The sequence below is a fragment of the Lentilactobacillus sp. genome (assembly GCF_040773105.1).
In the GTDB taxonomy this organism is placed as follows: domain Bacteria; phylum Bacillota; class Bacilli; order Lactobacillales; family Lactobacillaceae; genus Lentilactobacillus; species Lentilactobacillus parabuchneri.
Map to the genome: position 1 here is coordinate 1 of NZ_JAXGWW010000004.1, position 26,237 is coordinate 26,237.

At 45.1% G+C, this 26,237-nt stretch carries 24 protein-coding genes; all 24 read left to right on the forward strand.

Going from position 1 to position 26,237, the window contains the following annotated elements:
- Nucleotides 1-69 precede the first annotated feature (69 nt).
- Nucleotides 70-1,230: an ATP-grasp domain-containing protein gene (locus AB3112_RS00515; protein ID WP_084974834.1), complete on the forward strand. Its 1,161-nt coding sequence runs from the start codon at nt 70-72 to the stop codon at nt 1,228-1,230.
- Between the two features lie 63 nt (nt 1,231-1,293).
- Nucleotides 1,294-3,528 carry a DNA helicase PcrA gene (gene pcrA, locus AB3112_RS00520; protein ID WP_057911040.1) on the forward strand — a complete coding sequence of 745 codons (2,235 nt, stop codon included), beginning with the start codon at nt 1,294-1,296 and terminating at the stop codon, nt 3,526-3,528.
- Nucleotides 3,529-3,546: 18 nt separating this feature from the next.
- On the forward strand, nt 3,547-5,574 hold the full coding sequence (gene ligA, locus AB3112_RS00525; RefSeq protein WP_084974738.1) for an NAD-dependent DNA ligase LigA: 2,028 nt from the start codon (nt 3,547-3,549) through the stop codon (nt 5,572-5,574).
- Between the two features lie 2 nt (nt 5,575-5,576).
- The gene (locus AB3112_RS00530; RefSeq protein WP_367333811.1) at nt 5,577-6,734 is read left to right on the forward strand and encodes a CamS family sex pheromone protein; all 1,158 of its coding nucleotides are present in this window, start codon (nt 5,577-5,579) and stop codon (nt 6,732-6,734) included.
- 81 nt (nt 6,735-6,815) lie between these two features.
- A complete protein-coding gene (gene gatC / locus AB3112_RS00535) occupies nt 6,816-7,127 on the forward strand; it encodes an Asp-tRNA(Asn)/Glu-tRNA(Gln) amidotransferase subunit GatC (protein ID WP_057911043.1) in 312 nt (103 codons plus the stop codon).
- The gene (gatA, locus tag AB3112_RS00540; RefSeq protein WP_084974741.1) at nt 7,127-8,590 is read left to right on the forward strand and encodes an Asp-tRNA(Asn)/Glu-tRNA(Gln) amidotransferase subunit GatA; all 1,464 of its coding nucleotides are present in this window, start codon (nt 7,127-7,129) and stop codon (nt 8,588-8,590) included. The genes gatC and gatA overlap by 1 nt, the downstream gene beginning before the upstream one ends.
- Complete coding sequence (gene gatB / locus AB3112_RS00545; protein ID WP_057911045.1) at nt 8,590-10,011, forward strand: Asp-tRNA(Asn)/Glu-tRNA(Gln) amidotransferase subunit GatB; 1,422 nt, start codon at nt 8,590-8,592, stop codon at nt 10,009-10,011. The genes gatA and gatB overlap by 1 nt, the downstream gene beginning before the upstream one ends.
- 15 nt (nt 10,012-10,026) lie before the next feature.
- A complete protein-coding gene (locus AB3112_RS00550; RefSeq protein WP_057911111.1) occupies nt 10,027-11,025 on the forward strand; it encodes a diacylglycerol kinase in 999 nt (332 codons plus the stop codon).
- Between the two features lie 77 nt (nt 11,026-11,102).
- Complete coding sequence (gene rlmD, locus AB3112_RS00555) at nt 11,103-12,476, forward strand: 23S rRNA (uracil(1939)-C(5))-methyltransferase RlmD (protein WP_057911046.1); 1,374 nt, start codon at nt 11,103-11,105, stop codon at nt 12,474-12,476.
- Nucleotides 12,477-12,836: 360 nt separating this feature from the next.
- Nucleotides 12,837-14,036: a glycine betaine/L-proline ABC transporter ATP-binding protein gene (locus AB3112_RS00560; protein ID WP_075141215.1), complete on the forward strand. Its 1,200-nt coding sequence runs from the start codon at nt 12,837-12,839 to the stop codon at nt 14,034-14,036.
- A complete protein-coding gene (locus AB3112_RS00565) occupies nt 14,029-14,880 on the forward strand; it encodes a proline/glycine betaine ABC transporter permease (protein WP_084974747.1) in 852 nt (283 codons plus the stop codon). Before AB3112_RS00560 ends, AB3112_RS00565 begins: the two co-directional genes overlap by 8 nt.
- A 12-nt stretch (nt 14,881-14,892) precedes the next feature.
- The gene (locus tag AB3112_RS00570) at nt 14,893-15,795 is read left to right on the forward strand and encodes a glycine betaine ABC transporter substrate-binding protein (RefSeq protein ID WP_057911049.1); all 903 of its coding nucleotides are present in this window, start codon (nt 14,893-14,895) and stop codon (nt 15,793-15,795) included.
- 215 nt (nt 15,796-16,010) lie between these two features.
- Nucleotides 16,011-16,682, forward strand: coding sequence for a deoxyribose-phosphate aldolase (gene deoC, locus AB3112_RS00575; protein ID WP_367333812.1), 672 nt, complete (start codon nt 16,011-16,013; stop codon nt 16,680-16,682).
- 26 nt (nt 16,683-16,708) lie between these two features.
- Nucleotides 16,709-17,905: a phosphopentomutase gene (locus AB3112_RS00580; RefSeq protein ID WP_367333813.1), complete on the forward strand. Its 1,197-nt coding sequence runs from the start codon at nt 16,709-16,711 to the stop codon at nt 17,903-17,905.
- 14 nt (nt 17,906-17,919) lie between these two features.
- Nucleotides 17,920-18,633, forward strand: a complete 714-nt coding sequence (deoD, locus tag AB3112_RS00585; protein ID WP_084974754.1) for a purine-nucleoside phosphorylase — start codon at nt 17,920-17,922, stop codon at nt 18,631-18,633.
- Nucleotides 18,634-18,651: 18 nt separating this feature from the next.
- A complete protein-coding gene (locus AB3112_RS00590; RefSeq protein WP_367333814.1) occupies nt 18,652-19,599 on the forward strand; it encodes a sugar-binding transcriptional regulator in 948 nt (315 codons plus the stop codon).
- Between the two features lie 107 nt (nt 19,600-19,706).
- A complete protein-coding gene (locus AB3112_RS00595; protein WP_084974758.1) occupies nt 19,707-21,008 on the forward strand; it encodes a pyrimidine-nucleoside phosphorylase in 1,302 nt (433 codons plus the stop codon).
- A 520-nt stretch (nt 21,009-21,528) separates the two neighbouring features.
- Nucleotides 21,529-21,975: a 3-hydroxyacyl-ACP dehydratase FabZ gene (gene fabZ, locus AB3112_RS00600; RefSeq protein ID WP_057911055.1), complete on the forward strand. Its 447-nt coding sequence runs from the start codon at nt 21,529-21,531 to the stop codon at nt 21,973-21,975.
- 24 nt (nt 21,976-21,999) lie between these two features.
- Nucleotides 22,000-22,467 (forward strand): MarR family winged helix-turn-helix transcriptional regulator, encoded by a 468-nt coding sequence (locus AB3112_RS00605; protein ID WP_057911056.1) that lies wholly within the window; start codon nt 22,000-22,002, stop codon nt 22,465-22,467.
- Nucleotides 22,464-23,447, forward strand: coding sequence for a beta-ketoacyl-ACP synthase III (locus AB3112_RS00610; RefSeq protein WP_367333815.1), 984 nt, complete (start codon nt 22,464-22,466; stop codon nt 23,445-23,447). Before AB3112_RS00605 ends, AB3112_RS00610 begins: the two co-directional genes overlap by 4 nt.
- A gap of 38 nt (nt 23,448-23,485) precedes the next feature.
- Complete coding sequence (locus AB3112_RS00615) at nt 23,486-23,725, forward strand: acyl carrier protein (protein ID WP_057911058.1); 240 nt, start codon at nt 23,486-23,488, stop codon at nt 23,723-23,725.
- A 13-nt stretch (nt 23,726-23,738) separates the two neighbouring features.
- Nucleotides 23,739-24,656, forward strand: a complete 918-nt coding sequence (locus AB3112_RS00620; RefSeq protein ID WP_367333816.1) for an ACP S-malonyltransferase — start codon at nt 23,739-23,741, stop codon at nt 24,654-24,656.
- Entirely contained in the window at nt 24,656-25,387 is a 732-nt protein-coding gene (fabG, locus tag AB3112_RS00625; RefSeq protein WP_084974766.1) for a 3-oxoacyl-[acyl-carrier-protein] reductase, read from the forward strand. The genes AB3112_RS00620 and fabG overlap by 1 nt, the downstream gene beginning before the upstream one ends.
- 20 nt (nt 25,388-25,407) lie before the next feature.
- Nucleotides 25,408-26,237: beta-ketoacyl synthase N-terminal-like domain-containing protein (locus tag AB3112_RS00630; protein ID WP_367333817.1), on the forward strand; the 830-nt coding region annotated here is incomplete at its 3' end.

Here is a 26,237-nt window from a genome sequence, read left to right on the forward strand (position 1 = left end):
CGTGTAATCGTCATATTAGTTTGGAAACACTCATTTTTTATAATTTCGATAATGAAAGTAGTGAATGAATTGGCAAACGCAAATGTTCTCTATCCTGGTCAAACAATTGGCATCCTTGGCGACAGTATTAGTACGCCTATTTTGTTAGCGAGAGCCAAACAAATGGGCTTTAAAATCGGGATGTACAGTTCCAACGAAAATAGCAAAGCAATGGCCTTAGCGGACTATAAGTACATTGGTCCCTATACGGATAAGCAAACCCTCAAAATGTTTGCTGAACGATGCGACGCGGTCATTTACGACAATGTATTCATTGACTCGGATGTCATCAGATATGTTTCCCAATTTACTTCAGTCCCCCAACAAGATGGCATGTTGGATATTGTTCAGGATCGCTTAATTGAACGGACCTTTTTTGAAACCTTAAATATCAATATGGTTCCCTATTCGACGATTGTGACTTTGGAAGATATTTATCAGGCGATCAATTCGATTGGGTACCCGGCAATTTTGAAGCCCATTCAACGTGGACTTAACGGTGGCAAGGAATTACTGATCAAAAACCAGGCCGATATTGTTTTGGCTTCCGGCTTCCTGGATTCGGGCACCTATATCTTGGAATCTTACGTTGAGCACGACACTGATTACTCAGTGGTCGTCACACGCACAGAATCCGGCTCTGAGGTGGTCTTTCCCCCAGTTGAGGTAATCTACGAGGGTGACCAACTCATGACCGCCTACACCCCTGCAAAGCTCGATGCCAGTGTCGAAAAAGAAATGAAACGGATTACCGCAGAAATTGCCGGCAACGTTGATTATGTGGGGACTTTTGAAGTTTCTTTGTTCTTGGCAAAGAGCGGTTCAATTTACGTCAGCCGGATTTCGCCTAAATTAAGTCCGGCCGGATTCGTCTTTGATTATGCTGCCAGCGCCAATGAATTTGAGCAACACCTCAGAGCCATCGCGGGGTTACCTCTGACCCAAATTATTCCAGGAATTGCCACCGTCTTTCAGGCAATTCGTCAAAAAGAATATCAGCGTGTTCAAACCCAGTGGGTTATCAAAGATAATTGGCATTTTACATTTTATGGTAATGAACCGGATGATGAAACCAAAGTCGTGGGACACGTGTTAATTCCAACGAAATCAATTTCGGATACATTGGTCAAGCTCGAAGCAACTGCCATTTGGAAAGACGTTGATTACAAAACAAAATACAGTCAGATGTAAGAGTCGGGAAGCCGACTTTTTTGTTATAATTGAAAAGATAAATGCGAGAGGATGGAATATTTAGTGGCAGAAGAAAGTTTATTAGCAGGTTTAAATAAAGATCAAAAAGATGCCGTTGTCCATACCGAAGGACCAGTCCTGATTATGGCTGGTGCCGGAAGTGGGAAGACACGGGTCTTAACCCATCGGATTGCGTACATAATTGAACACAATCACGTGATGCCATGGCATATTTTAGCCATTACATTTACAAATAAAGCCGCCAGAGAAATGCGCGAACGAGTTTCCAAATTATTGGGTGAGGGTGGAAACGACGTTTGGGTATCGACATTCCATGCGTTGTGTGTCCGGATTTTACGCAGAAATATTGACTTATTGGGCTACAATCGCGCGTTTACGATTGCCGATACCAGCGAGCAGCGCACCCTGGTCAAACGGGTGTTGCGCGATCTCAACATTGACCCCAAGAAGTTTGATCCCAGGGCCGTTCTGTCATCCATTTCAAATGCCAAAAATGATTTGTTGACACCGAAGCAGTATAAGGCCCAGGCAAACAGCGCTTTTGATCAGATTGTGGCAGATGTTTATGAACGATATCAGGCTGAGTTAAAGCAAAATGAGTCACTTGACTTTGACGATTTGATTATGGTGACCATCCAGTTATTTGATGCCCATAAAGACGTTTTAGAATATTATCAAGATAAGTTTCAGTATATTCATGTTGATGAGTACCAAGATACCAACGAAGCTCAGTACAAATTGGTGAATACACTTGCCAAAAAGAACCAAAATATCTGTGTCGTTGGGGATGCCGATCAGAGTATTTACGGCTGGCGCGGCGCGAACATGCAGAACATTCTTGATTTTAAAAAAGATTATCCGGTTGCTCACGTGACCTTGTTGGAACAAAATTACCGGTCGACCAAGACGGTTTTGGACGCCGCCAATTCAGTTATTGCCCACAATGACAATCGTGCCGACAAGAACCTGTGGACGGAGAATGATAAGGGCGATCAGATTTCTTATTATCGCGGTCAAACCGAAAACGATGAGGCTCGCTACGTTGTCGCCAAGATTCAAGAAGAGATGCAAAAGCCCAAGCGCAACTACGGCAGCTTTGCGATTCTTTACCGAACCAATGCCCAATCACGGGTGATTGAAGAAACGCTGCTTAAATCAAATATTCCCTACACCATGGTTGGTGGACACAAGTTCTACGATCGAAAAGAAATTCGTGACGCGCTGTCTTATTTGACATTATTAGCGAATCCGAGCGATTCCATGAGTTTTGAACGGGTTATTAACGAACCGAAACGTGGGATTGGACAGGCCAGCATCGAGCGATTGCGATTATTTGCCAACGATCACGACTGGAGCTTACTGGAGGCCGCTAAAAACGTTGATTTGGCGAATGAAATTTCCACTCGGGCAAAAAATTCAATTTCAAGTTTTGAACAGATGATGAGTGGCATTTCAGCCAAAATGGAGACGATGTCGATCACTGAGATCACTGAGGCGGTTTTGGATAAGAGCAGTTATTTAGGAACCTTAAAGGCTTCAAAATCATTGGAAGCCCAATCTCGATTGGAGAACTTGGAAGAATTTATTTCAGTTACCCAAAAGTACGATCAGGAAAATGAGGGCGAAACCGGCCAACAAAACCTCGTTAACTTTTTAAGTGATTTGGCACTGGTTTCCGACCAGGACGATTTGCAGGAAGACAACGCACAGGTCACTTTAATGACGCTGCATGCTGCCAAAGGCCTGGAATTTCCGGTTGTCTTTTTGATGGGGATGGAAGAGGGCTTATTCCCACTTTCAAGGGCTGCGGCAGATGAATCCGAACTTCAAGAAGAACGCCGGCTCGCATACGTTGGCATTACCCGGGCAAAAGAAAAGCTCTACATTACCAATGCCTATTCCAGAATGCTTTATGGTCGCCGTCAGAACAATCCGGAATCCCGTTTTGTCAACGAAATTAGCCCCGAATTGATTCATAGTGATAATCAACAGCAGTCAGACACACCATTAACGACGCCGTTTGACCGCCGGACTCGACGGGCGACTGCAACGACGTATCATCGGCCTTCCCAAATTGTTGAAAAACCAAAAGGGACGGGTGCTGACAAAAAAGCCTGGACTGTCGGTGACAAAGTTTCCCACAAGGCTTGGGGGACTGGGACGGTGGTTAAGGTTTCTGGAGCCGGTGAGGACATGGAATTAGATATTGCTTTTAAACAAGCCGGCATTAAGCGGCTATTAGCGGCGTTTGCACCGATTAAAAAGCAGGAAAATTAATTAACAGAAGGTGTTATCGTGTCATTTGAAGAATTGACTGACCAGCAGGCTAAAGATCAGGCGGCTGAACTGCGAAGAAAACTGAATCAATGGGCAGACGAGTATTATACCTACGACTCACCGAGTGTTGAAGATGCGGTTTATGACAAGACCTATCAACAATTAGTTGAGCTGGAATCCAAATTTCCACAGATTGTGACACCGGATTCCCCAACCCAAAAGGTCGGCGACCACACGCTGCCCGGCTTCACGAAGGTACCGCATGAAATTCCAATGCTGTCGTTGGGGGATGTTTTCTCCAAGGATGAATTGGCTGATTTTGTGAATCGCCTGGGCGAAACCGATGCGGTTGCGTTTGATTATAACTGTGAATTAAAAATTGACGGATTGGCCATCAATTTAAAATATGAAAATGGCGTCTTCGTTCAGGGATCGACTCGTGGTAATGGTCAAATTGGGGAAGATATTACCCGAAACCTTAAAACGATCAAATCGATTCCTAAGAAGCTGACCCGGCCAATCAACATTGAAGTTCGTGGCGAGTGTTACATGCCAAAGAAGTCTTTTGCTGAACTGAATGAACAGCGGCAGTTGAATGGTGAAGAACCATTTGCCAATCCCAGAAACGCTGCGGCCGGGTCACTGCGACAGCTCGATCCACGAGTCACACGGAGTCGTAAACTCAGCACCTTTATGTATAATGTCGCTGATATCGATGATTTACAATCAGATACTCAAAGTGGCATGCTGGAAGAATTAAAAGACTTGGGGTTTACCATCAACCCGGATTATAAAGTTGCCCGCAGCATGGCTGATATTGATGCCTATGTTGATCAGTACAAAGATTTGCGGGACAGCTTACCATACGGGATTGACGGCATCGTCATCAAGGTGAATTCCTTAACCCTTCAACGGTCACTAGGGGCAACCGTAAAAGTGCCCCGTTGGGCGATCGCTTATAAGTTCCCGCCTGAAGAGGTTGAAACCGTTGTTCGAGATATTGAATGGACAGTTGGTCGGACCGGTGTTGTGACCCCAACTGCGGTGATGGATCCGGTGACACTTGCCGGAAGTACCGTGAGTCGGGCATCGCTTCACAATCCGGATTATCTGCAGGAAAAAGATATCCGGGTTGGAGATACCGTCAAGCTGCATAAAGCCGGCGATATTATTCCTGAAATTTCCCAATTCATTCCGGAAAAGCGGCCACAAAAGAGTGCCGCTTATGAGATACCGACACAGTGTCCGTCTTGTGGGTCAACGCTGGTCCACCTGGATGAAGAAGTTGCATTACGGTGTATCAATCCGCAGTGTCCAGCACAACTCCAAGAAGGATTGACCCATTTTGCCTCGCGGGATGCGATGAACATTGACGGCTTAGGACCGAAAATTATTGCCCAATTATTTCAAAAACAGATGCTCAATGACGTTGCCGGTCTATATGAGTTGACCTTTGACCAGTTGGTGACGTTGGATAAATTTGGTGAAAAATCCGCCAACAAACTGCTGGCAGCAATCGACAACAGTCGGGCAAATTCTTGTGAGCGTCTCTTGTATGGCCTTGGCATTCGGCATGTCGGCATCAAAGCCGCCCGGCTGATTGCCCAACGTTTTAAAAATATTGATAAGGTTATGCAGGCAAGCGCGCAAGAAATCGCAGAAATTGCTACAATGGGAATGATCATTGCTGACAGCGTTGTGACCTATTTCTCAATGCCACAGTCAAAGCAGCTGATTCAACAATTAAAGCAGGTTGGGGTCAATATGGATTACCTTGGGGTGTCCGACGAGGAACTTGAAAACAGCGACTCGTTTTTCACCGGTAAAAAATTTGTGTTGACCGGCAAACTGCAACAGATTACTCGCCCAGATGCGACGTCATGGCTTGAAGATCATGGCGCCAGCGTCAGCAGCTCGGTATCCAAGAACACGGATATCGTGGTTGTCGGTGAGGATCCGGGCAGCAAGTATGATAAGGCGAAGAGCCTCGGCATTGAAACCTGGGACGAAACTCGTTTCCACCAGGCAATGGCTGATGAAAAGTAACAATGGAGGAACAAAAGTTGAAAAAAATTATCCTGGGGATTTCAATCATTTTGTCGGGATTCATGTTGTCGGCGTGTGGGAGTGTCGACAATTTATCGAGCGATACGAGTAATTCCAGTAGTTCTTCGACCAAGACTCAGTTGACTGGCCAGACGAACACTGACTATTATCAAGGAGTCATCAAGAATGGCCGTTATCAAACCAGCAAATCACGTGGTGTGAGTGTTTCTCAAGAATCCAATCAATTTAACATTAAGGGCTTTGAAAACGGCCTGTTAGATATTTCCAAGAAGGAGTTTTCAACCAAGAAGTATATTTTCCAAGAGGGGCAGTACCTCTCAACGAGCACGGTTGAAAACTGGCTGGGTCGAAAATCCAAGTCTAATCCGACCGGGTTAAATCCGGTTAAGTCCAAGTCGACGAATCCGACAACCCGAACACCGGTATATCTGTCACAGATTGATGAGCAGGACTTTATGACCCAAAACGGGAAATCACTCAAACTTTCTGCGATGACAGTCGGGCTGGCGATCAATTCGGTTGATTATTATAAGAAGACTGCTTATGGGCCAACTTATGAAACCAATATTTCGGATGCGGCTGTTAAACAGCACGGACAAGAGATTGCCAATCAAGTGATTAAACGGTTGCGACAACGTCCGGCACTCAAAAACATCCCGATTGTGATTGCGTTGTACAAACAAGCGTCAGATGACAGTTTAGTCGGCGGCAATTTCTTTGATTATTCTATGAATGATAACGGTGAGACGAAAATTTCCAAGTGGACGAAAATCAACCAAAAGAATTACGTCTTTCCATTGCAGTCCGATAAAAAGGGTCCAAGTCAAAATGATGCTGATTCCTTCGACAACTTTAAATCTCAGATTCAAGGCTTTTTCCCTAACCTAAGTGGTGTGACTGCCCAAGCGCAATATACGGATGGCTCACTGAGTGGGATGAATATTAGTATTACAACTCAATTCTATAGTCAGACCGAAATCATCAGCTTCACGCAGTATATTCAAAATGCCGCCCAGCGGTACTTACCAGCGAATGCCCCGATTGACATCACCGTTTCGTCAACCGAGGGAATTCAGAGTTTCTTAAGCAGAAAGCAAAATGAAAAGAAATTTTCTGCACATATTTTCAATAGTTACTGATTTTCAGAAAATCAGTTTCGTTCTATGGTAAAATTATTGTTGTTATAAAATTTTGTATTTTCAGAAGAGAGAGGGATTTCAATGACTGAAAAGATCTCCGAAGATCAAGTAAAACACGTCGCTGAACTAGCTAAATTGAAAATTACCGATGACCAACTTCCTTATTTCACGAATCAATTGGATCAAATTATCGGATTATTTGAGACTTTAAGTGAAGTTGATACCAAAGGCGTAACGCCCACGAGTAGTGTGACTGATCAAATCAACGTCATGCGTGAAGATATCGCTGACAATTGGAATCAACGCCAAGCTTTATTGGATAACGCCCCCGATACGGCTGACGGCTATATCCGAGTTCCAACCATTATTGATGAAAGCGGGGATAACGAATAATGAATTATTTCGACCAATCATTAAGTAGTATTCACGAACAACTCGTCAACAAAGAAATTTCTGCCAAAGATTTAACCCAACAGACTTTGGATAATATTAAAAGTGTTGATGGTGATATCAACGCTTTTATTACGGTTGACGAAGATGGTGCTTTGAAAAAGGCCCAAGCCGTTGATGAAAAAGGAATTGACGCCGAAAACTTGTTATCAGGGATGCCAATTGCCATCAAGGACAACATGGTTACCAAAGGGCTCAAAACAACGGCCGCATCCAAGATTCTTGAAAACTTTAAGCCAATTTATGATGCAACTGCCGTTGAAAAATTGAACGACCTTGGCACGATCACCGTTGGTAAAACCAATATGGATGAATTTGCCATGGGTGGTTCAACTGAAAATTCTGCCTTCAAAATTACCCATAACCCTTGGGATACCACTAAAGTTCCTGGTGGTTCATCAGGTGGGTCTGCTGCCGCTGTTGCTGCAGGTGAAGTGATTGCTGCTTTGGGTTCGGATACGGGTGGCTCAATTCGTCAGCCAGCCTCATTTAACGGGGTTGTTGGGATGAAACCAACCTATGGCCGTGTTTCCCGTTGGGGCTTAATTGCCTTTGGGTCAAGCCTGGATCAAATCGGCCCGATTACTCGAAACGTTTCTGATAACGCCACAATTATGAATGCGATTGCCGGACATGACAGTCATGACCTGACATCGTCTACGAAGGAAGTTCCTGATTTTACCAGCACCTTGACTAAGGGTGTTAAAGGAATGAAGATTGGAATTCCAACTGAGTTTATGGCTCAGGGACTTGATGACGATATTAAGCAAACCGTTTTGAAAACGGCTGAAACCTTCAAAAAACTAGGGGCAACAGTCGAAGACGTTTCCTTGCCACATACCAAATATGGTGTGGCCGCTTATTACATCATTTCGTCTTCGGAAGCTTCTTCAAACTTACAGCGATTTGATGGCATTCGTTATGGCCGTCGTGCCAAGAACGTTAAGGACCTTGAAGACTTGTACGTTAAGTCACGTTCTGAAGGATTTGGTGATGAAGTCAAGCGTCGAATCATGCTTGGGACGTTCTCACTTTCCGCTGGATTTTACGATGCCTACTTTAAGAAGGCTGCTCAAGTCCGGACACTGATGATTAACGATTTTACCAACGTCTTTAAGGACTTTGACTTAATCTTGGCGCCAACCGCACCAACACCAGCTTATGGAATTGGTGAAGACGTGTCGGATCCAATGACCATGTACATGAACGATGTGTTAACATTGCCAGTTAATTTAGCAGGGCTTCCAGGAATGTCGATTCCTGCCGGCTTCTCGAACGGGTTACCAGTTGGCGTTCAGCTGATTGGCCGACCTTTTGATGAATTGACCGTTTATCAAGCAGGAAATGCTTTTGAACAAGAAACTGATTTTGGTAAACAAACACCAAAGATGGGAGGAAACAACTAATGAATTTTGAAACGACTATCGGACTTGAAGTCCACGTTGAATTGAAGACAAACTCGAAAATCTTTAGTCCTTCTCCCGTAGAGTTTGGTGACCAACCAAATGCCAACACCAACGTCATTGATTGGGGCTATCCTGGTGTCTTACCATCAACCAACAAGGGTGTTGTTCACGACGGAATTATGGCTGGATTGGCCCTTCACGCACAAATTGAGCGTCATCCTCATTTTGATCGTAAGAACTACTTCTATCCTGATAACCCCAAGGCTTACCAGATTACCCAATCAGAAACGCCAATCGCGCATGACGGCTGGGTTGAAATCGACGTTGACGGCAAGAAAAAGAAAATTGGAATTGCCGAAATGCATATTGAAGAAGATGCTGGTAAGAATTCCCATGCTTCCGAGTATTCATATGTCGACTTGAACCGTCAGGGAACGCCTTTAATTGAAATCGTGTCTAAGCCGGACATCGCTTCTCCGGACGAAGCCTACGCTTATTTGGAACAACTCCGTCAGGTAATTCAGTTTACCGGTGTTTCAGACGTTAAGATGGAAGAAGGTTCCATGCGGGTTGATGTGAACATTTCAGTTCGCCCAGTTGGCCAAAAGGAATTTGGAACCAAGACTGAGTTAAAGAACTTGAACTCATTCAACTACGTGAAGAAGGGGCTGGCCTTCGAAGAGCAACGTCATCAGCGCGTTTTGATGTCTGGCGGTAAAATTGCTCAAGAGACCCGTCGTTTTGATGAAACAACCGGCCAGACCGTTTTGATGCGGACAAAGGAAGGCTCTGATGATTACCGTTACTTCCCAGAACCCGACTTACCAGTTCTTGATATTTCACAAGACTGGATTGACGAAATTCAAAAAGAATTACCAGAACCACCTGCAAAGCGTCGTGAACGTTACGTTAATGAACTTGGGATTACTGATTATGACGCAATGGTGATTACGCAGACCAAGGAAATGTCTGATTTCTTTGATAAGATGATTGCTGCCGGCGCCGATGCAAAATTAGCTGCCAACTATCTCCAAGGTGATGTGAATGCCTACATGAACGACAACCAAGTTGAACTTCAAAACACCAAGATCACACCGGAACATTTGGCAACGATGATCAAGTTAATTACGGATGGCACCATTTCATCAAAAATGGCTAAAAAGGTGTTCAAAGCTATCACTAATGGTGAGGAACCTCAAAAATTTGTTGAAGAAAAGGGCATGGTTCAGTTATCTGATCCAGCCAAGCTCCAACCAATCGTGGACGAAGTGGTTGCAGCCAACCCACAATCTGTCGAGGATTTCCACAATGGTAAGGATCGGGCAATTGGCTTCCTGGTTGGTCAAATCATGAAGCAGACCCACGGAAAAGCCAACCCACAAGTGATTAACAAGATGTTAAAAGAATCGATGAGTAAATAGAAAGTCAGGATGGATATGCAAAAACGGGCCAGAGTTATTTATAATCCCACCTCGGGAAGGGAACTTCTCAAACAAAAAATGGTGGACATCTTAAATATTTTTGAGCAGGCCGGCTATGAGACAAGTGCCTACGCAACCACCCCAGCCAAGGACTCCGCTAAGAATGAAGCGCGGCGTGCAGCTGAGGCTGGTTTTGAACTGGTCGTTGCTGCGGGCGGTGATGGCACGATTAACGAGGTTGTCAATGGCATTGCGCCGCTGAAAAAGCGGCCTAAGATGGCCATTATTCCTGCTGGGACAACCAATGACTATGCGCGTGCCCTGCATATTCCCCGAGAAGATCCAGTGGATGCTGCCAAGGTTGTTCTTAAGAAGCAAACCATCCGAATGGATATTGGTAAAGCTGGTGACAATTACTTTATTAATATCGCGGCCGGTGGCTTACTAACAGAATTAACCTACGATGTTCCGTCTGATTTGAAAACTTTCTTCGGTTATCTCGCTTATTTAGTGAAGGGTGCGGAATTGTTGCCCCGAATTAAACCCATTGAAATGGATTTGAAGTACGATAACGAAGAATTCAAAGGCAAAGCGTCGATGTTTTTCCTCGCTTTAACCAATTCAGTTGGTGGGTTCGAACAAATCGTACCCGATGCATCGTTGGATGATGGCAAGTTTACACTGATTATTGTTAAAACCAGTAACTTGGTGGAAATTCTGCACTTGGCGTCAAAAGTCCTTAATGGTGGTCGTCATGTGGATGATCCCCGGATTATTTATAAAAAGGTACGCAAAGTGACCGCCAAACCCGTCCATGATCGGATGTTGATCAACTTGGATGGCGAATATGGTGGTGACGCACCGATGACGTTCGTTGATTTGAAGCAACACATTGAGTTTTTTGCCAATACTGACGAAATTCCGGACAAAGCCTATTCCGATGAAACGACCGAAATGAGACAAGTCGAAAAGAATTTCGTCAAAGGCGTTGACAAACTGCCTGATAAAGAATAGTTTTATATGATGTTATAATTGCGTTACGAACTTTTCGTTTCGCAATTTTTGTTTCTATGATTAATAAAGGTGAATAAATGAAAAAACAAGTACCAGTGTTGAAAAATCAAAATTATGACGTCGATATTAGTGATCTGACCTATCAGGGAATGGGTGTTGCTAAGATCGATGACTTTCCCATTTTTATCGAAAACGCGTTACCTACTGAAAATGTCACAATGAAAGTGATCAAAGTTAAGAAGAACTTTGCCTTTGGTAAGGTCGTTCGCATCAATAAGAAGAGCGCTGACCGCGTTGAACTTGTGGATAAGGCCTATACGCAAACCGGGATTGCACCGCTGCAGCATTTGAAGTATGATGCCCAGCTTAAATTTAAGCAACATCTAATCGAAGTCGATTTTGACAAGCTCAAATTAGACGTCGAAGTTAACCCGACAATCGGCATGGATGATCCTACCCATTATCGAAACAAGGCCCAGATTCCGGTTAGAATGGTCAATGGCCAATTGCAAACCGGCTTTTATCGCAAACATTCCCACGACCTTGTGCCAATTGAGGACTTCTATATTCAGGATCCTGAAATTGACAAGGCTGTTGTCGTTGTCCGCGATCTGTTGAGAAAATTTCGGGTTCAGCCCTACGATGAGGAACACAATAAGGGCGTTATTCGAAACATCATGGTGCGAAGAGGGCATTATTCCCACGAGATGATGATCGTCTTGATTACCCGGACTGAAAAACTCCCAAGTAGTGGCGAAATTGTTGCCGAAATCACCAAAATGTTACCAGAGGTTAAGAGTATTGTTCAAAATGTGAACCCACAAAGGACCAATGCCTTGATGGGTAAAGAAAATAAGGTTTTGGCAGGGCAAAGCACGATTGAAGATACTTTGCTGGGATTGAAATTCGACATCTCTGCCAGCTCGTTTTATCAGGTGAACCCTGTTCAAACCGAGAAGCTTTATGAATTGGCCACCAAGAAGGCCGATTTGTCGGCTGACGATACTGTGATCGATGCGTACTGTGGGATTGGGACGATTTCACTTTCCATGGCCAAAGTTGCCAAGATGGTCTACGGAGTGGAAATCTTGCCGGAAGCGGTTGAAGATGCCAAAAAGAATGCCAAGATTAACGGGCTGACGAACGTGATGTTTGTCAGCGGCAAGGCCGAGGATCAGATGGCTAAATGGCAGGAAGATGGGCTTAAACCCGACGTCATTACGGTTGACCCGCCTCGCAAAGGACTGGAAGGCAGTTTAATTGAGAGTGTCGTTAAGATGCAGCCTAAGCGAGTGGTCTACGTCTCGTGTAATCCAGCCACGTTGGCCCGTGATGTCAAATTATTTACTGAGCAAGGCTATCATGTTAACCAACCAATTCAACCTGTTGATCAATTTCCACAAACGGTTCACGTTGAATCAGTAACTGTTTTGGAACGTCAACCTTCATAATTAAAGAGGTTCTTTAAAACGTCAAAACAGCCTGTTTTGGCGTTTTTTTGTAGGCAAAATGTAAAAAAGTCACATTTTTTGTGAAAAAAGCTGTGAAGGCTGGTATCAAGCCAATACTGGAGGTGACTAATGGCATTTTGTAAAACTAATCTATTAGTTGCGCCTATCCTTATAACGGCAAACATAAAAGCGGATTCATTTCCCGCATGGCGGAATTGTTCCGACTTGCAAATCATTTGAATTCGGTCGGAATATTTGTTAAGGTTTTATATGTCGTTTCAATTACCGAATACACATACGTTTGTGTTGCCGCTGGTAATTGATTTTTATTTACTCATGAATATTGATAAGGAGGAGCACATGACAGCTAAACTACAAGTGCAACATCTTACCAAAATTTTCGGTCGCCGGATTCAACGGGCCGAAGAATTAGTAAAAGAAGGTAAGTCAAAAGCTGAAATCTTAAAATCAGTTGGTGCAACCGTTGGTGTCAATGATGCCAACTTTGAGGTCAATGATGGGGAAATCTTTGTCATCATGGGATTATCCGGAAGCGGAAAATCGACCATGATCCGAATGATCAACCGTTTAATTGAACCAACATCGGGAAAAGTCCTGATTGATGGGGAGAATTTAACCGATTTAGATAAAAAAGAATTACTGAACGTTAGACGTAACAAAATGAGTATGGTTTTTCAAAACTTTGCGCTGTTTCCCAACCGAACGATTATTGAAAACACCGCATACGGCTTGGAAATTAAGGGTGTCGCCAAAGACGAACGCTTAAAAAAAGCCCACGATGCCTTGGAATTGGTTGGCCTTCACGGGTACGATGACCAATTTCCAACCCAGTTATCAGGTGGGATGCAACAGCGAGTTGGCCTGGCCAGAGCGTTGGCCAACGATTCAGAAATTCTTCTGATGGATGAAGCCTTCTCCGCATTGGACCCACTGAACCGAAAAGATATGCAGGATGAATTGTTGGATCTTCAGGAAAATCTCCACAAAACGATTGTTTTTATTTCCCATGATCTCAACGAAGCCCTTCGAATTGGTGATCGTATTATGATCATGAAGGATGGTGAGATTGTCCAAACCGGAACGCCTGAAGAAATTCTGACACAGCCTGCCGATGAATACGTTGAAAAATTTATTGAAGACGTGGACCGCACCAAAGTCTTAACGGCTTCAAATGTCATGATTCGGCCGACGTTTGTCAACATTGACAAGGACGGCCCCCGAATCGCCATGCGCCGGATGCGTGAGAATGAGATTTCGTCGGTTTACGTGGTTGATAGCAAGCGTAAATTCGTTGGAGTCGTTGATGCCGCTCACGTGATGGACTTGATTAAAGAAAAGAATCGCGATCTTTCTTCTGTTGTTCAACGCGATGTGCCAACAACTTCGCCCGACACACCGATTACCGAAATCATGGAAACAATCTCGCAGACACCAATTCCATATGCGGTGGTTGACGGCGAGAACCATTTGCTGGGAATCATCATTCGAGGCGCCGTGCTTGGCGCAATTTCAGGAAACGAGGTGACCGAAGATGAATAACATTCCACAATTACCCGTATCAAGTTGGATCGATCATTTTGTGAACTGGTTGGCTGGCTTTGAAGGCTTCTTCAACGGTGTCACGAATTTTATTGGCGGCATTATTAACGGCTTCCAATGGGTCTTTGACGTTTTGCCAATTTGGTTGTTCATGTTAATTATTGTTGGGGCAACGTATTGGTTGAACCGCAAAACCAAACACTGGACACTTTTGATTTTTGAAGTTATTGGCTTGCTTTATATCTGGAACCAGGGATTCTGGCGCGACATGACCCAAACGTTAACATTGGTTCTGACGTCGAGCTTGATTGCCTTAGTGATTGGTGTTCCGCTTGGAATTTGGATGGCAAAGTCACGTGTGTTTGAAACGATTAATAAGCCAATTCTTGACTTCATGCAGACCATGCCAGCCTTTGTTTATTTGATCCCCGCCGTTGCGTTCTTCGGGATTGGAATGGTCCCGGGCGTGATTGCTTCGGTGATTTTTGCAATGCCACCGACGATCCGAATGACTAATTTGGGCATTCGCCAAGTTCCAAATGATCTGATTGAAGCAGCTGATTCATACGGCTCGACTGGTTGGCAGAAGTTGTTCAAAGTTCAGCTGCCGCTGGCCAAATCAACTCTGATGGCTGGGGTTAACCAAAGTATGATGTTGTCACTGTCAATGGTTGTGATTGCGTCAATGATTGGGGCAATGGGACTTGGAAACAAGGTCTACTTTGCAGTTGGTCGAAACGATGCTGGTGGTGGTTTTGCCGCCGGGCTGGCAATCGTGATTCTAGCGATTATCCTTGATCGGATTACACAGGCAATCAATCGTACCAAGGTCCCTAAGTCTTAGAAAGGGGTTACTATGCGAAAAAATCACAATAAATTTTTATTAGCGATTGCGATGTTCTTCTCTGTCATCCTGCTTTCAGGGTGTGGGACGAAACTTGCCGCTTATAATCCTCATGAAAGTGTTGGTAAACAGATTAACTACACGATCACTGGAATTGAGGCCGGAGCCGGTATTATGTCCAGTACGCAAAACGCCATGAAGGCATACGGACTAAACAACGACAAGTGGCAACTCCAGACCAGTTCAACGGCTGCGATGACCAGTACCCTTGGCAAATCGATCAAGAACCACCAGCCGATCGTGGTAACCGGCTGGACGCCACATTGGATGTTTACAAAATATAACTTAAAGTTCCTGAAAGACCCTAAGAATGTTTATGGTAAAGCAGAAGATATTCATACAATTGTCAGAAAGGGACTCAAGAAAGATAAACCTGAAGCCTATGAAATGTTGAACCGTTTCAACTGGAAGCCTGCTCAAATGGCTGATGTGATGTTGAAGGTCAATAAGGGAGAAGATCCTCATAAAGCCGCAAATGACTGGATTAAAGCCAATCAAAAGCAGGTTGATACTTGGACAAAGGGAATTAAACACGTTCATGGTCAATCGATCAAACTCACCTATGTTGCGTGGGACTCTGAAATTGCCTCAACCAACGTGGTGGCCAATGTCTTGAGGTCACTGGGGTATAAGGTCGACATTCAGGCAATGGAAGTTCAACCATTATGGGCTTCGATTGCTACAAACGCTGCAGACGGCATGGTCAGCGCCTGGTTGCCAACAACTCAGGGGTTGTACTACAAGGACTATAAAGGCAAATTTGTCGACTTGGGCGCCAATCTTCATGGTGCCAGAGTTGGTCTGGCAGTTCCAACCTATATGAAGAACGTCAATTCAATTGGCGATTTGAAATAGCGAATTCGGCGAACCAGTGGAGCAACACTGGTTGGTAAAGGATCTTTTAGAAAATTAATAACTTACCAAGTGAAGCCATCGAGCACCGACTCGATGGCTTTTTTATGTCGTCAATAGTTCATCAATTCACATTTAAGAACATAATTTCAGCGGCTTTCTTTACATTTGTGCGAAATTCCTGTAAACTGTCCATATAAAGAAATGAAAGGGGTTACATGACCATGACTACAGACTTAACAACAGATCAACTCGCAAAATATTTAGACCACACAAATTTGAAACCAGAAGCAACTGAGGCAAGTATCCGCCAAACATGTGAAGAAGCAATCAAGTATAATACTGCTTCGGTTTGTATCAATTCACACTGGATTCCGTTAGCGGCAGAACTATTGAAGGACACGACTGTCAACCCAATTACCGTTGTCGGCTTTCCATTAGGGGCCACCAATACGGCTGCCAAAGTCTACGAGGCCATCACCGCGATTGACGATGGCGCCGTAGAAATCGACATGGTTTTAAATGTCGGCGAATTAATTTCCGGCAACCTTGAGTTTGTCACAAAAGATATTCAAGCCGTTGCCGAAGCGTGTCATGCAAAGCAGAAACTGCTGAAGGTGATCTTTGAAACCTCACTTTTAAATGATGAACAAATCGTCAATGCTTGTCACGCTTCTGAAAAAGCCGGCGCAGACTATGTCAAAACTTCAACCGGATTTAGCTCAGAGGGTGCCACCCTTCATAACGTGGCCTTGATGCGAAAGACCGTTGGCGACAAGCTGGGAGTTAAAGCATCCGGTGGGATTCACTCCCGAGAAGAAGCCTTGGCCATGATCGAAGCAGGGGCTAGTCGATTAGGTGTCAGCGCAACCGTCAAGATTTTGGCTTAAACGACCATTTTAGGGGAGGCATTTCGATGAAGACAGCGAAATATAAACGAATTTTTGGTATCGTGATGGATTCGGTGGGAACTGGCGAAGCGCCGGACGCGGCTAAGTTTGACGACGTTGGCTCGGACACCTTGGGGCACGTCGGTGAAGCGTATCAAGGCAAATTGGCGATTCCGAATCTACAAAAGTTAGGAATTTCCAATCTAAGACAGACGCCAATTCAAGGGGTTGACAAAGTCACGTCTCCAATTGGCTATTACGGAAAAATGCAGGAAACTTCCGCTGGTAAGGACAGCATGGACGGCCATTGGGAAATGATGGGGCTGCCTGTTCAAAAACCGCTGGACACTTTTCCAAATGGGTTTCCAGCTGAAATTCTTCAAAAAATCGAGGCGTTCTCTGGTCGAAAAGTGATTGGCAATCGCCCTGAATCCGGAACCAAAATTATCGCTGAACTTGGTGAGCAGCAGATGAAAACCGGTGACTTGATCATTTACACGTCGGGTGACTCGGTCTTGCAAATCGCCGCCCATGAAGACGTGATTCCGCTTCAAGAATTATACAAAATTTGTGAATATGCACGAACGTTGGTCAACGGACCTGACTACACGATTGGCCGAATCATTGCCCGGCCATACGTTGGTCCGGACAAAGATCACTTTACACGAACGGCCAACCGGCACGATTTTACACTGGAGCCAACCGGCACGACGGATCTGGACTACCTGCAAAAAGCGGGTGTTCACACAGTCGGGATTGGGAAAATCAACGATATTTTCTCCGGCCATGGCATCGATGAGGGTTACCACAACGAAAGCAACATGGACGGCATGGATCATGTCGATCACGTGATGGCAGAAGACTTTACCGGATTTTGCTTTACCAACTTGGTGGACTTTGACGCGATGTACGGTCATCGCCGAAATCCAATCGGGTTTGGTGAGGCATTGATGGACTTTGACAAACGACTGGGAACGGTGCTTAAAAACTTGAAAGATGACGATCTGTTGTTGATTACCGCTGACCACGGCAATGATCCGGGCTTTAAAGGCAGCGATCACACCAGGGAATTGGTGCCGTTGTTGGCCTACTCGCCGTCAATGACAACCAGTGGTTCTCTGGGCGTTCGGCAGACGTTTGCTGACTTTGGTGCGACCGTTCTCGACAACTTTGGCGTGACCGGCAATCCTGTTGGCAGTTCCTTTTTGACTGATTTGAAATAAACGGAGGCAATCATATGAGTACACACATTGGTGCAAAAGCCGGCGACATTGCCGACACTGTTTTGATGCCTGGCGATCCGCTGCGGGCAAAATTCATCGCTGAAACCTATTTGGATAACCCGGTTCGATATAGTGAAGTCAGAAATATGTTCGGCTATACCGGGACCTATAAGGGCAAACGCATTTCAATCCAAGGATCCGGAATGGGCATTCCGTCGCTGGCTATCTACACGACTGAGCTGATTAAAGAGTACGGTGTCAAAACCATTTATCGGGTGGGGTCGTGTGGCGGCATGAGCCCGGACGTTAAAATTCGTGACGTAATTCTTGGCCAGGCCGGCACCACGGATTCATCAATTATCCAAAACACATTTGGACCCGGCGTGTATTATTCCCCGATTGCTGACTTTGGGCTGTTGGATTCGGCATATCATACGGCTGAAGAAATGGGGATTAACACCAAAGTTGGCAATATTTTCGCTGCCGATCGCTTCTACAATGACGAATTGGACATCCACAAATTAATTGACTACGGCGTTTTAGCAACTGAAATGGAGACATCTGGACTTTACTTATTAGCTGCCAAACACCACGTTCGGGCGTTGACAATTCTAACCGTGAGCGACCATCTGCTTACCGGAGAAGCACTGTCTGCCAAGGAGCGGGAGACATCATTTGATGAGATGGCACGATTGTCATTGGAAACGGCAATTAAAAATATGGACTAACAAAATTGGAGCGATCACATGGCTGAAATCAGGGACATCACAAAGTTAAAGCAAAGTTTGCGCGTGGCCGAATTATATTTTCAGGATAATCTCAGTCAAATTGAAATTTCTGATAAGGTGGGCGTTTCGCGGCCGACCGTTTCGCGGCTCCTGCAGTATGCCAAGGATAATGGGTTGGTAAAAATTGAGATCGTCAACCCACTAGTAGACTCACAGGTGCTGGCCCAGCAGTTAACCGAGAAATACGGTGCTAAATTTCATGTGGTTTCCAACAATTATGCGGGGGTTACCAACCCACAAGACAGCGTTGGAAAATACACCGCGGATTTCATTTCCACAATTGTTGAACCCGGCGATATTATCGGCATTGGCTGGGGGTCCACGATCCATTCGGTTACTAAACAGCTCGAAGAACAGGATGTATCCGGCATCCGGGTGGTCCAACTTAAAGGCAGCATCAGCCATTCCCAGGAAAAAACGTGGGCTTATGAAAGCGTCAATGAGTTGGCGCAAGCCTATCACACCCGTCCCGAATATTTACCGTTGCCGGTTATTTTTGACAATAAGGTCACTAAGGACATGGTTGAAAGTGACTGCCATATCAAACATATTCTGGACCTGGGGCGACAGGCCAACGTGGCGTTGTTTACCGTTGGGACCGTCCGGAGTGAAGCACTAATCTTTCAGTTAGGCTACTTTAATGAGCAGGAAAAAGCCCAGCTTCAAAAAGATGCCATTGGCGACATCTTTTCCCGTTTTGTGGACGGAAATGGTCAAATTGTCAATTCTCAAATTGATGAGCGGACCATCGGAATTCAACTGAATGAACTGAAAAGCAAACGCCACGCCATTTTGGTTGCCACTGGGAATCGTAAGGTCGCTGCCGTCCACGCGGCGCTGACGGCGCATTACACCAACTGTGCGATCCTGGATCAAAGTTTGGCACAATTATTACTGGACTATTAATGAAAAGCCCAGGTCACGGCAGACCAGGCTAAGATAATGAATTAGGCTTTGCTAAACAAAGGAATGTAACCGTTTACCGGAAGCTTAATTTGAAAGGAGTTTTGACGATGAGAATGGTTGATGTGATCCATGCGAAACGCGCTGGTCAACAATTAACTGATGAACAAATTCAATTTTTCGTTGATGGGGTTGTTTCTGGTGAAATTCCAGATTACCAAATTAGCGCACTATTGATGGCAATTTATTTTCAGGGGATGACCAGCGAGGAGCAGTCCAAGCTGACGATGACCATGATGACCTCGGGGGATCATTTGGATCTAAGCGATATTCCCGGCGTAAAGGTCGATAAACATTCGACTGGCGGCGTTGGGGATAAGACCAGTATTCCGCTGGCAGCCGTTGTGGCGGCTCTAGGAATTCCAGTGCCGATGATTTCCGGTAGGGGGCTTGGACATACTGGCGGTACCTTGGATAAGCTGGAAGCCATTCCCGGATACCAAGTTGAAATCAGTGAGCAGGATTTTATTGCGCAGGTAAAAAAAGATAAGCTGGCAATTATTGGTGCAACCGGAAATATTGCCCCTGCCGACAAGAAAATTTATGCTTTAAGGGATGTGACCGATACGGTTGATTCAATCCCATTGATTGCCAGTTCGATTATGAGTAAGAAAATTGCTTCCGGTGCCGATGCCTTGGTTATCGATGTTAAAACAGGTGCCGGGGCGTTTATGAAGACTTTAGACGACTCTCGTGCACTGGCGAAGGCACTGGTGGGAATCGGAAAGGGTGTCGGCATGCAGTGCATGGCCTTGATTACAGATATGAATCAGCCCTTGGGAGATGCGATTGGCAACGCCCTTGAGATAAAAGAATCGATTGATTTATTAAAGGGCAACGGACCGGCCGATTTGGAGAAATTGATCGTTGTGATCGGCGGCTACATGGCAGTGATGGGCGGTAAAGCGTCAACGACCGAAGAAGGTCAACAGCTCTGTGAGCAGGTGATTCATAACGGCGCGGCACTGGATCGGTTCAAAGCGATGATTGCTGATCAAGGTGGTGACGCGAACGTTGTCGATGACCCAGAGCACCTTTTACCACAAACGGCTTATCAAATTGATCTGCCTGCTAAGTCTGCGGGCGTTGTTTCCAAAATTGTCGCCGATGAAGTCGGTGTGGCCAGCATGCTGTTGGGCGGCGGCCGTCAAAAGGCTGACGACAAGTTGGACTACGCGGTTGGTATCATGCTTCACAAAAAGATTGGAGATCCCGTTTCAGCTGGCGAATCGCTATTGACCATTTACAGTAATCGGGAAAACGTCGACGACATTTCAGATCTTCTATATCAAAATATTGAAATCTCAGAGTCGGCAGAAAAGCCAACACTCATTTATGAGACAATTGAATAAACAGAGTGCCTACCGAACCGGGAACTTCGGAGCATTAGTGTAACAAACGCCTTTAACGCTGGGTTTGCGTTGAAGGTGTTTGTTGGACTAAGCGGACGAAGTTGGTTCGCGTAGCACGTTAAGCCAGGTAGTATGGCATTACTAGGAGGAGGCCGAGTCAAAAGTTGATACTTTTGCTCAGCCTCCTTTTAATGTCTGCGTTTAAACAGAGACCCCGGCCATTTGAAGTGAGTGGCGCAAATTTTTGTGGTTAAACATCCATAGCGGTCTCTGAATGAATCGAAGCAAATCCCAGACTAGCCGACTTGCGGCAAATGGCATTTCCTGGTAAACTTCAAAACAGCAACATGTGGTATCGAAATTTAGTTTGATATTCAAACTAAATTGGGTTATTATGATCTTTGTCCTATATGGACACAGGTAAAAGATCAATTAAACGCAATCGTTTTGCTTTATTAGTTTGATAGTCGAACTAATTTAGCTGATCTTTTACCAGTTTGTAAGTGAAAGGAAGAAATCAATGAGTGTATTAGATGCATCTGAAATTATGGAATTGATTCCCAACCGTTACCCGATTTTATTCATGGATAAGGTTGACGAGTTAAATCCTGGTGAGTCAATTATTGTTACGAAGAACGTCACGATTAACGAGGAGTTTTTCCAAGGCCATTTTCCTGGCAACCCCGTTATGCCCGGCGTTTTGATTATTGAATCGTTGGCTCAGGCAGCTTCAATCTTGATTTTGAAAACTGAGAAGTATAAGGGAAAGACAGCTTACCTTGGTGCGATTGACAGTGCTAAGTTCAGAAAAGTTGTCAGACCCGGTGACGTGTTGAAATTACACGTGACCATGGAAAAGCAACGCGAAAACATGGGCAAGGTAAAGTGCGAAGCCAAAGTTGACGACAAAGTTGCCTGCTCAGCTGAACTGACTTTCATCGTACCGGATCCAAAGAAGAAGATTTAGTGACCAATCCAGAGGAGTTAAAGCATGAGCTTGAAAAGTGACGAAATTAAGAAGGACTTTAACTTTATAAACGACTCTTTGATCAACGTATACGACAGTATTATGCGAATTGAAGAAAGCGAGCTAAGAAAAAGTCGTTTTAAGGACATCACTGCCAAAGAGGTTCATCTGGTTCACACGATTGGCCTGCATGATCGCAAGACGACGTCACAAGTGGCCCGGATCTTGAAGTTGAGTAAGGGCACGTTGACCGCCAACTTGAATACGCTGGAGCGGAAAGGCTACGTGATGCGAATTGCCAACCAGGAAGACCGCCGGATTATCAATCTGGGGTTGACGAGTAAGGGACGACTGTTGTATCGGGCTCATGATGCTTTTCACCGCTTGTTGGTGGAACGCTTCCTCAAAGGATTTGATGACGACGATATCCGGTTGATCAAGCAGGCGATGATTAATCTGGAAGACTTTATTGACGAGGTATCGGCAAAATGAAATTTGAAAATTTCAAAATAATGGCGACAGCCAGTGCCACACCGGCTCGGGTGGTTGATAATGATGAGCTGTCAACGATGATGGATACCTCTGATGAATGGATTACCCAACGCACCGGAATTAAGCAGCGCCACGTAGCGGTTGATGAGACCACCAGTTCACTTGCGACATCGGTTGCCCAGCAATTATTGGATCAAAGCGGTTTGACCGCAAACGACATTGATTTGATCGTCGTCGCAACCATGTCACCGGATTATTTGACACCTTCAGTTGGGGCGATGGTTCAAGGAAACATTGGCGCCGACAATGCAATTGCCTTTGACGTTGACGCTGCCTGTTCAGGATTTGTATACGGCCTAAAGGTGGCCAGACAAATGCTGATGGCAGAGACTCAAAAACACGCGATTGTGATTGGTGCCGAAACTTTGAGTAAGCTGGTGGACTGGCAAGACCGGTCGACTGCTGTATTGTTCGGTGATGGGGCAGCCGGGGTCTTGGTTTCAAGCCAACCCCAAACAGCAGGAACGTTTATCGCTGAAGATTTACTGACCCTGGGGAAATTAGGTAAGCACTTGACAGCCGGTCAGGTTGGCGTCCGCTCACCTTTTGCCGCTCAAGGCAGCACGTATTCACCATTTTTCAAAATGAATGGCCACCGCGTTTATGGATTTGCGGTTAAGCGCGTTCCCGAATCGATTAACCACGCTTTGACGAAAGCCAAGCTGACGGCCGCTGATGTTGACTGCTTTGTCTTACATCAGGCCAACCAGCGAATTATTGAAAAGATTGCCGAAACTTTGGCCGTTCCAATGACGAAGTTTCCGGTTAACATCGCTCAATATGGCAATACGTCAGCGGCCAGTGAGCCGATCTTATTCGACGAATTGGTCAAAAAGCAAGTGATCAAAAGAGGGGATGTCGTTGCCCTATCCGGCTTTGGTGGCGGATTAACAGTTGGAACAATGATTATTCGGTATTAAAAAATAAAACAAACAAGAAAAATTTGGAGGAAATTAACATGACTAAAGAAGAAGTATTTAACAAGGTAAAAGAAATTATCGTGGACCAATTGGACGTTGACGCAGACAAGGTTAAAGAAGACACCAACTTTAAGAACGACCTTGATTTGGACAGCTTGGACATTTTCGAAGTTGTTGACAAGATCGAAGATACTTATGATATCGAAATTGACACCGACGAAGGTATGGAAACCGTTGGCGAATTAGTTGATTACGTTTTAAAACAACAAGCAAAATAGGTAGGTTGATAAATTGAAACTAGGCTATTTATTCAGCGGTCAAGGCAAACAATTTGCTGAAATGGGGCAAGACCTGTATCAACAGGAACCCATTTACCGTCAAACAATTGATGAAGCTTCTCAGATACTTGGAAAAGACATGAGTGATTCGAAGATTTTTGATGACCCAAAAAATACTCAAGTTTCAATTGTCACCATGAGTATGGGAATTTATCGAATTCTCGCGAGTGAATTTGGCAAACCAATTGGGGCTACCGGCCTAAGCTTGGGTGAGTATAGCGGCTTGATTGCTGCCAATGGGTTGACATTTAAAGACGGCCTGCCGCTTGTTTTTGATCGCAGCCAGTATATGGCTCAAGCCGGTGCGCATCATCCAGGAAAAATGGCAGCGGTTCTTAAGGCCAATGCCAACCTAGTGGATGAGGCCTGCCGAATTGGCTCAAAAAAAGGTCCCGTTTACGCTGCCAATTACAATACGGACACGCAGATTGTCATCGGCGGATCAAAGGCCGGCTTGAGTGCCGCCACCGAGTATCTCCATGAACACGGCATCAAGCGGGTGATCCCACTGAAAATGACGGTGGCTTCTCACACGCCATTTATGCAGGAAGCCAGTGATCAACTGGAGAAGCGCTTGCAAGATGTTTCATTTCAAGACTTGGACTTCCCGGTATTCAGTAACACGACCAGTAAGCCATTTGGCTTAAAATCAGTGAAAACAACGTTGGTTCAGCAATTAGTGAAACCAACCCATTTCAATGAGTGTTTGAAAGGCGTTCTTAATCTGAATCCAGACGTCTTAATTGAAGTTGGGCCTGGAGACACCCTGATGAAATTTGCCAAAACGATTATCTGCAACGCCAAGACGTATCATGTCGACAGTGTTGAAACCCTGAATCAAGTTAGATCAAAGATGAAGTTGGTGAAATAATGACTGAAACAAAGCAGGTTGCGTTAGTAACCGGTGCCGCCAAAGGAATTGGGCTGGCAATTGCAAAACGACTTTTTGACGATGGTAAGACGGTCATCATCAATGCGCACCATGAACTTGATGATGAAACCAAGGCAAAGCTCGCCGATGATGGCTATTCATTTGACGTTTATGTTGGCGACGTTGCCAATGAAGATGATGCGGAAAAGATGATCAATGATGTTGTTGATCAGTATGGTCAAATTGATATCTTGGTGAACAATGCCGGAATTACCAGAGACAAGCTGTTGAGCCGGTTAAAATTAGCGGACTTTAAAGCAGTTTTGGAGACGAATTTGGTCGGTGCCTTTAACATGACCAAGTTTGCCATGAAGGTGATGCAAAAAGCCCGAAAAGGCGCCATTGTCAATATCTCAAGCATTTCCGGGCTGCATGGCAATTTGGGCCAGGCAAACTATTCTGCCAGTAAGGCTGGATTGGTTGGACTGACTAAAACGGCCGCCCGTGAAGGTGCCCTTCGGAACATCCGCTGCAATGCGGTTGCCCCGGGGATGGTCAAAACCGACATGACCGAGAAGATGAGTGAACGGCGGCAAAACGAGTTCACTGAACAGATTCCATTAAAGCGGTTTGCAGAGCCGGCAGAGATTGCCGATGCCGTGTCATTTCTAATTGAAAATCAATACATCACCGGCCAAGTGATGACGGTTGATGGTGGATTGACGATTTAGATGATTGAAGGAGTAATTAAATGAGCAGAGTAGTCGTTACAGGAATGGGAGCTGTTACCCCAATCGGAAACGATGTGGACAGCTTTCTTGAAAATCTATTTGCCTCAAAGGTTGGGATCACCCCAATTACAAAATTTGATGCAGAACCCACTGGAATTACCGTCGCCGGTGAAGTAAAGGATTTTGATCCATTGAAGCGGGTCGATAAGAAATTTGCCAAACGAAATGACCTTTTTTGTACGTACGCATTGTACACGGCAAAAGAAGCCATGGAGATGGCCGGCTTAGCTGATGGCGGCGTTGACCCCGAAGAACTTGGCGTTATTTATGGTTCTGGAATTGGTGGCTTAACCACGATTCAAGAACAAGTGATTAAGATGCACGACAAGGGGCCAAAGCGGGTATCACCGTTGTTTGTCCCAGACTCGATTGTCAATATGGCTGCCGGAAACATTTCGATTGCTTTTAATGCTAGAAATACCAGCCAGGCGATTGTAACTGCCTGTTCTTCTGGAACCAATGCCATTGGTAATGCGTTCGAATACATTAAGCAAGGCAAAGCACAAGTGATGATTGCCGGTGGAACTGAAGCATCAGTCAATGAAATCGGGATTTCCGGATTTGCGGCTTTGACTGCTTTGTCGAAGGAAACCGATCCAAAGAAAGCGTCAATTCCGTTTGACAAGGACCGAAACGGGTTTGTCTTGGGTGAAGGTTCCGGGACGTTAATTCTGGAAGACTATGATCATGCGAAAGCACGTGGCGCTAAAATCCTTGCCGAAGTTGTCGGTTACGGAACTACGAGTGATGCTTATCACATGACTGCGCCGGATCCTGAAGGAAAAGGTGC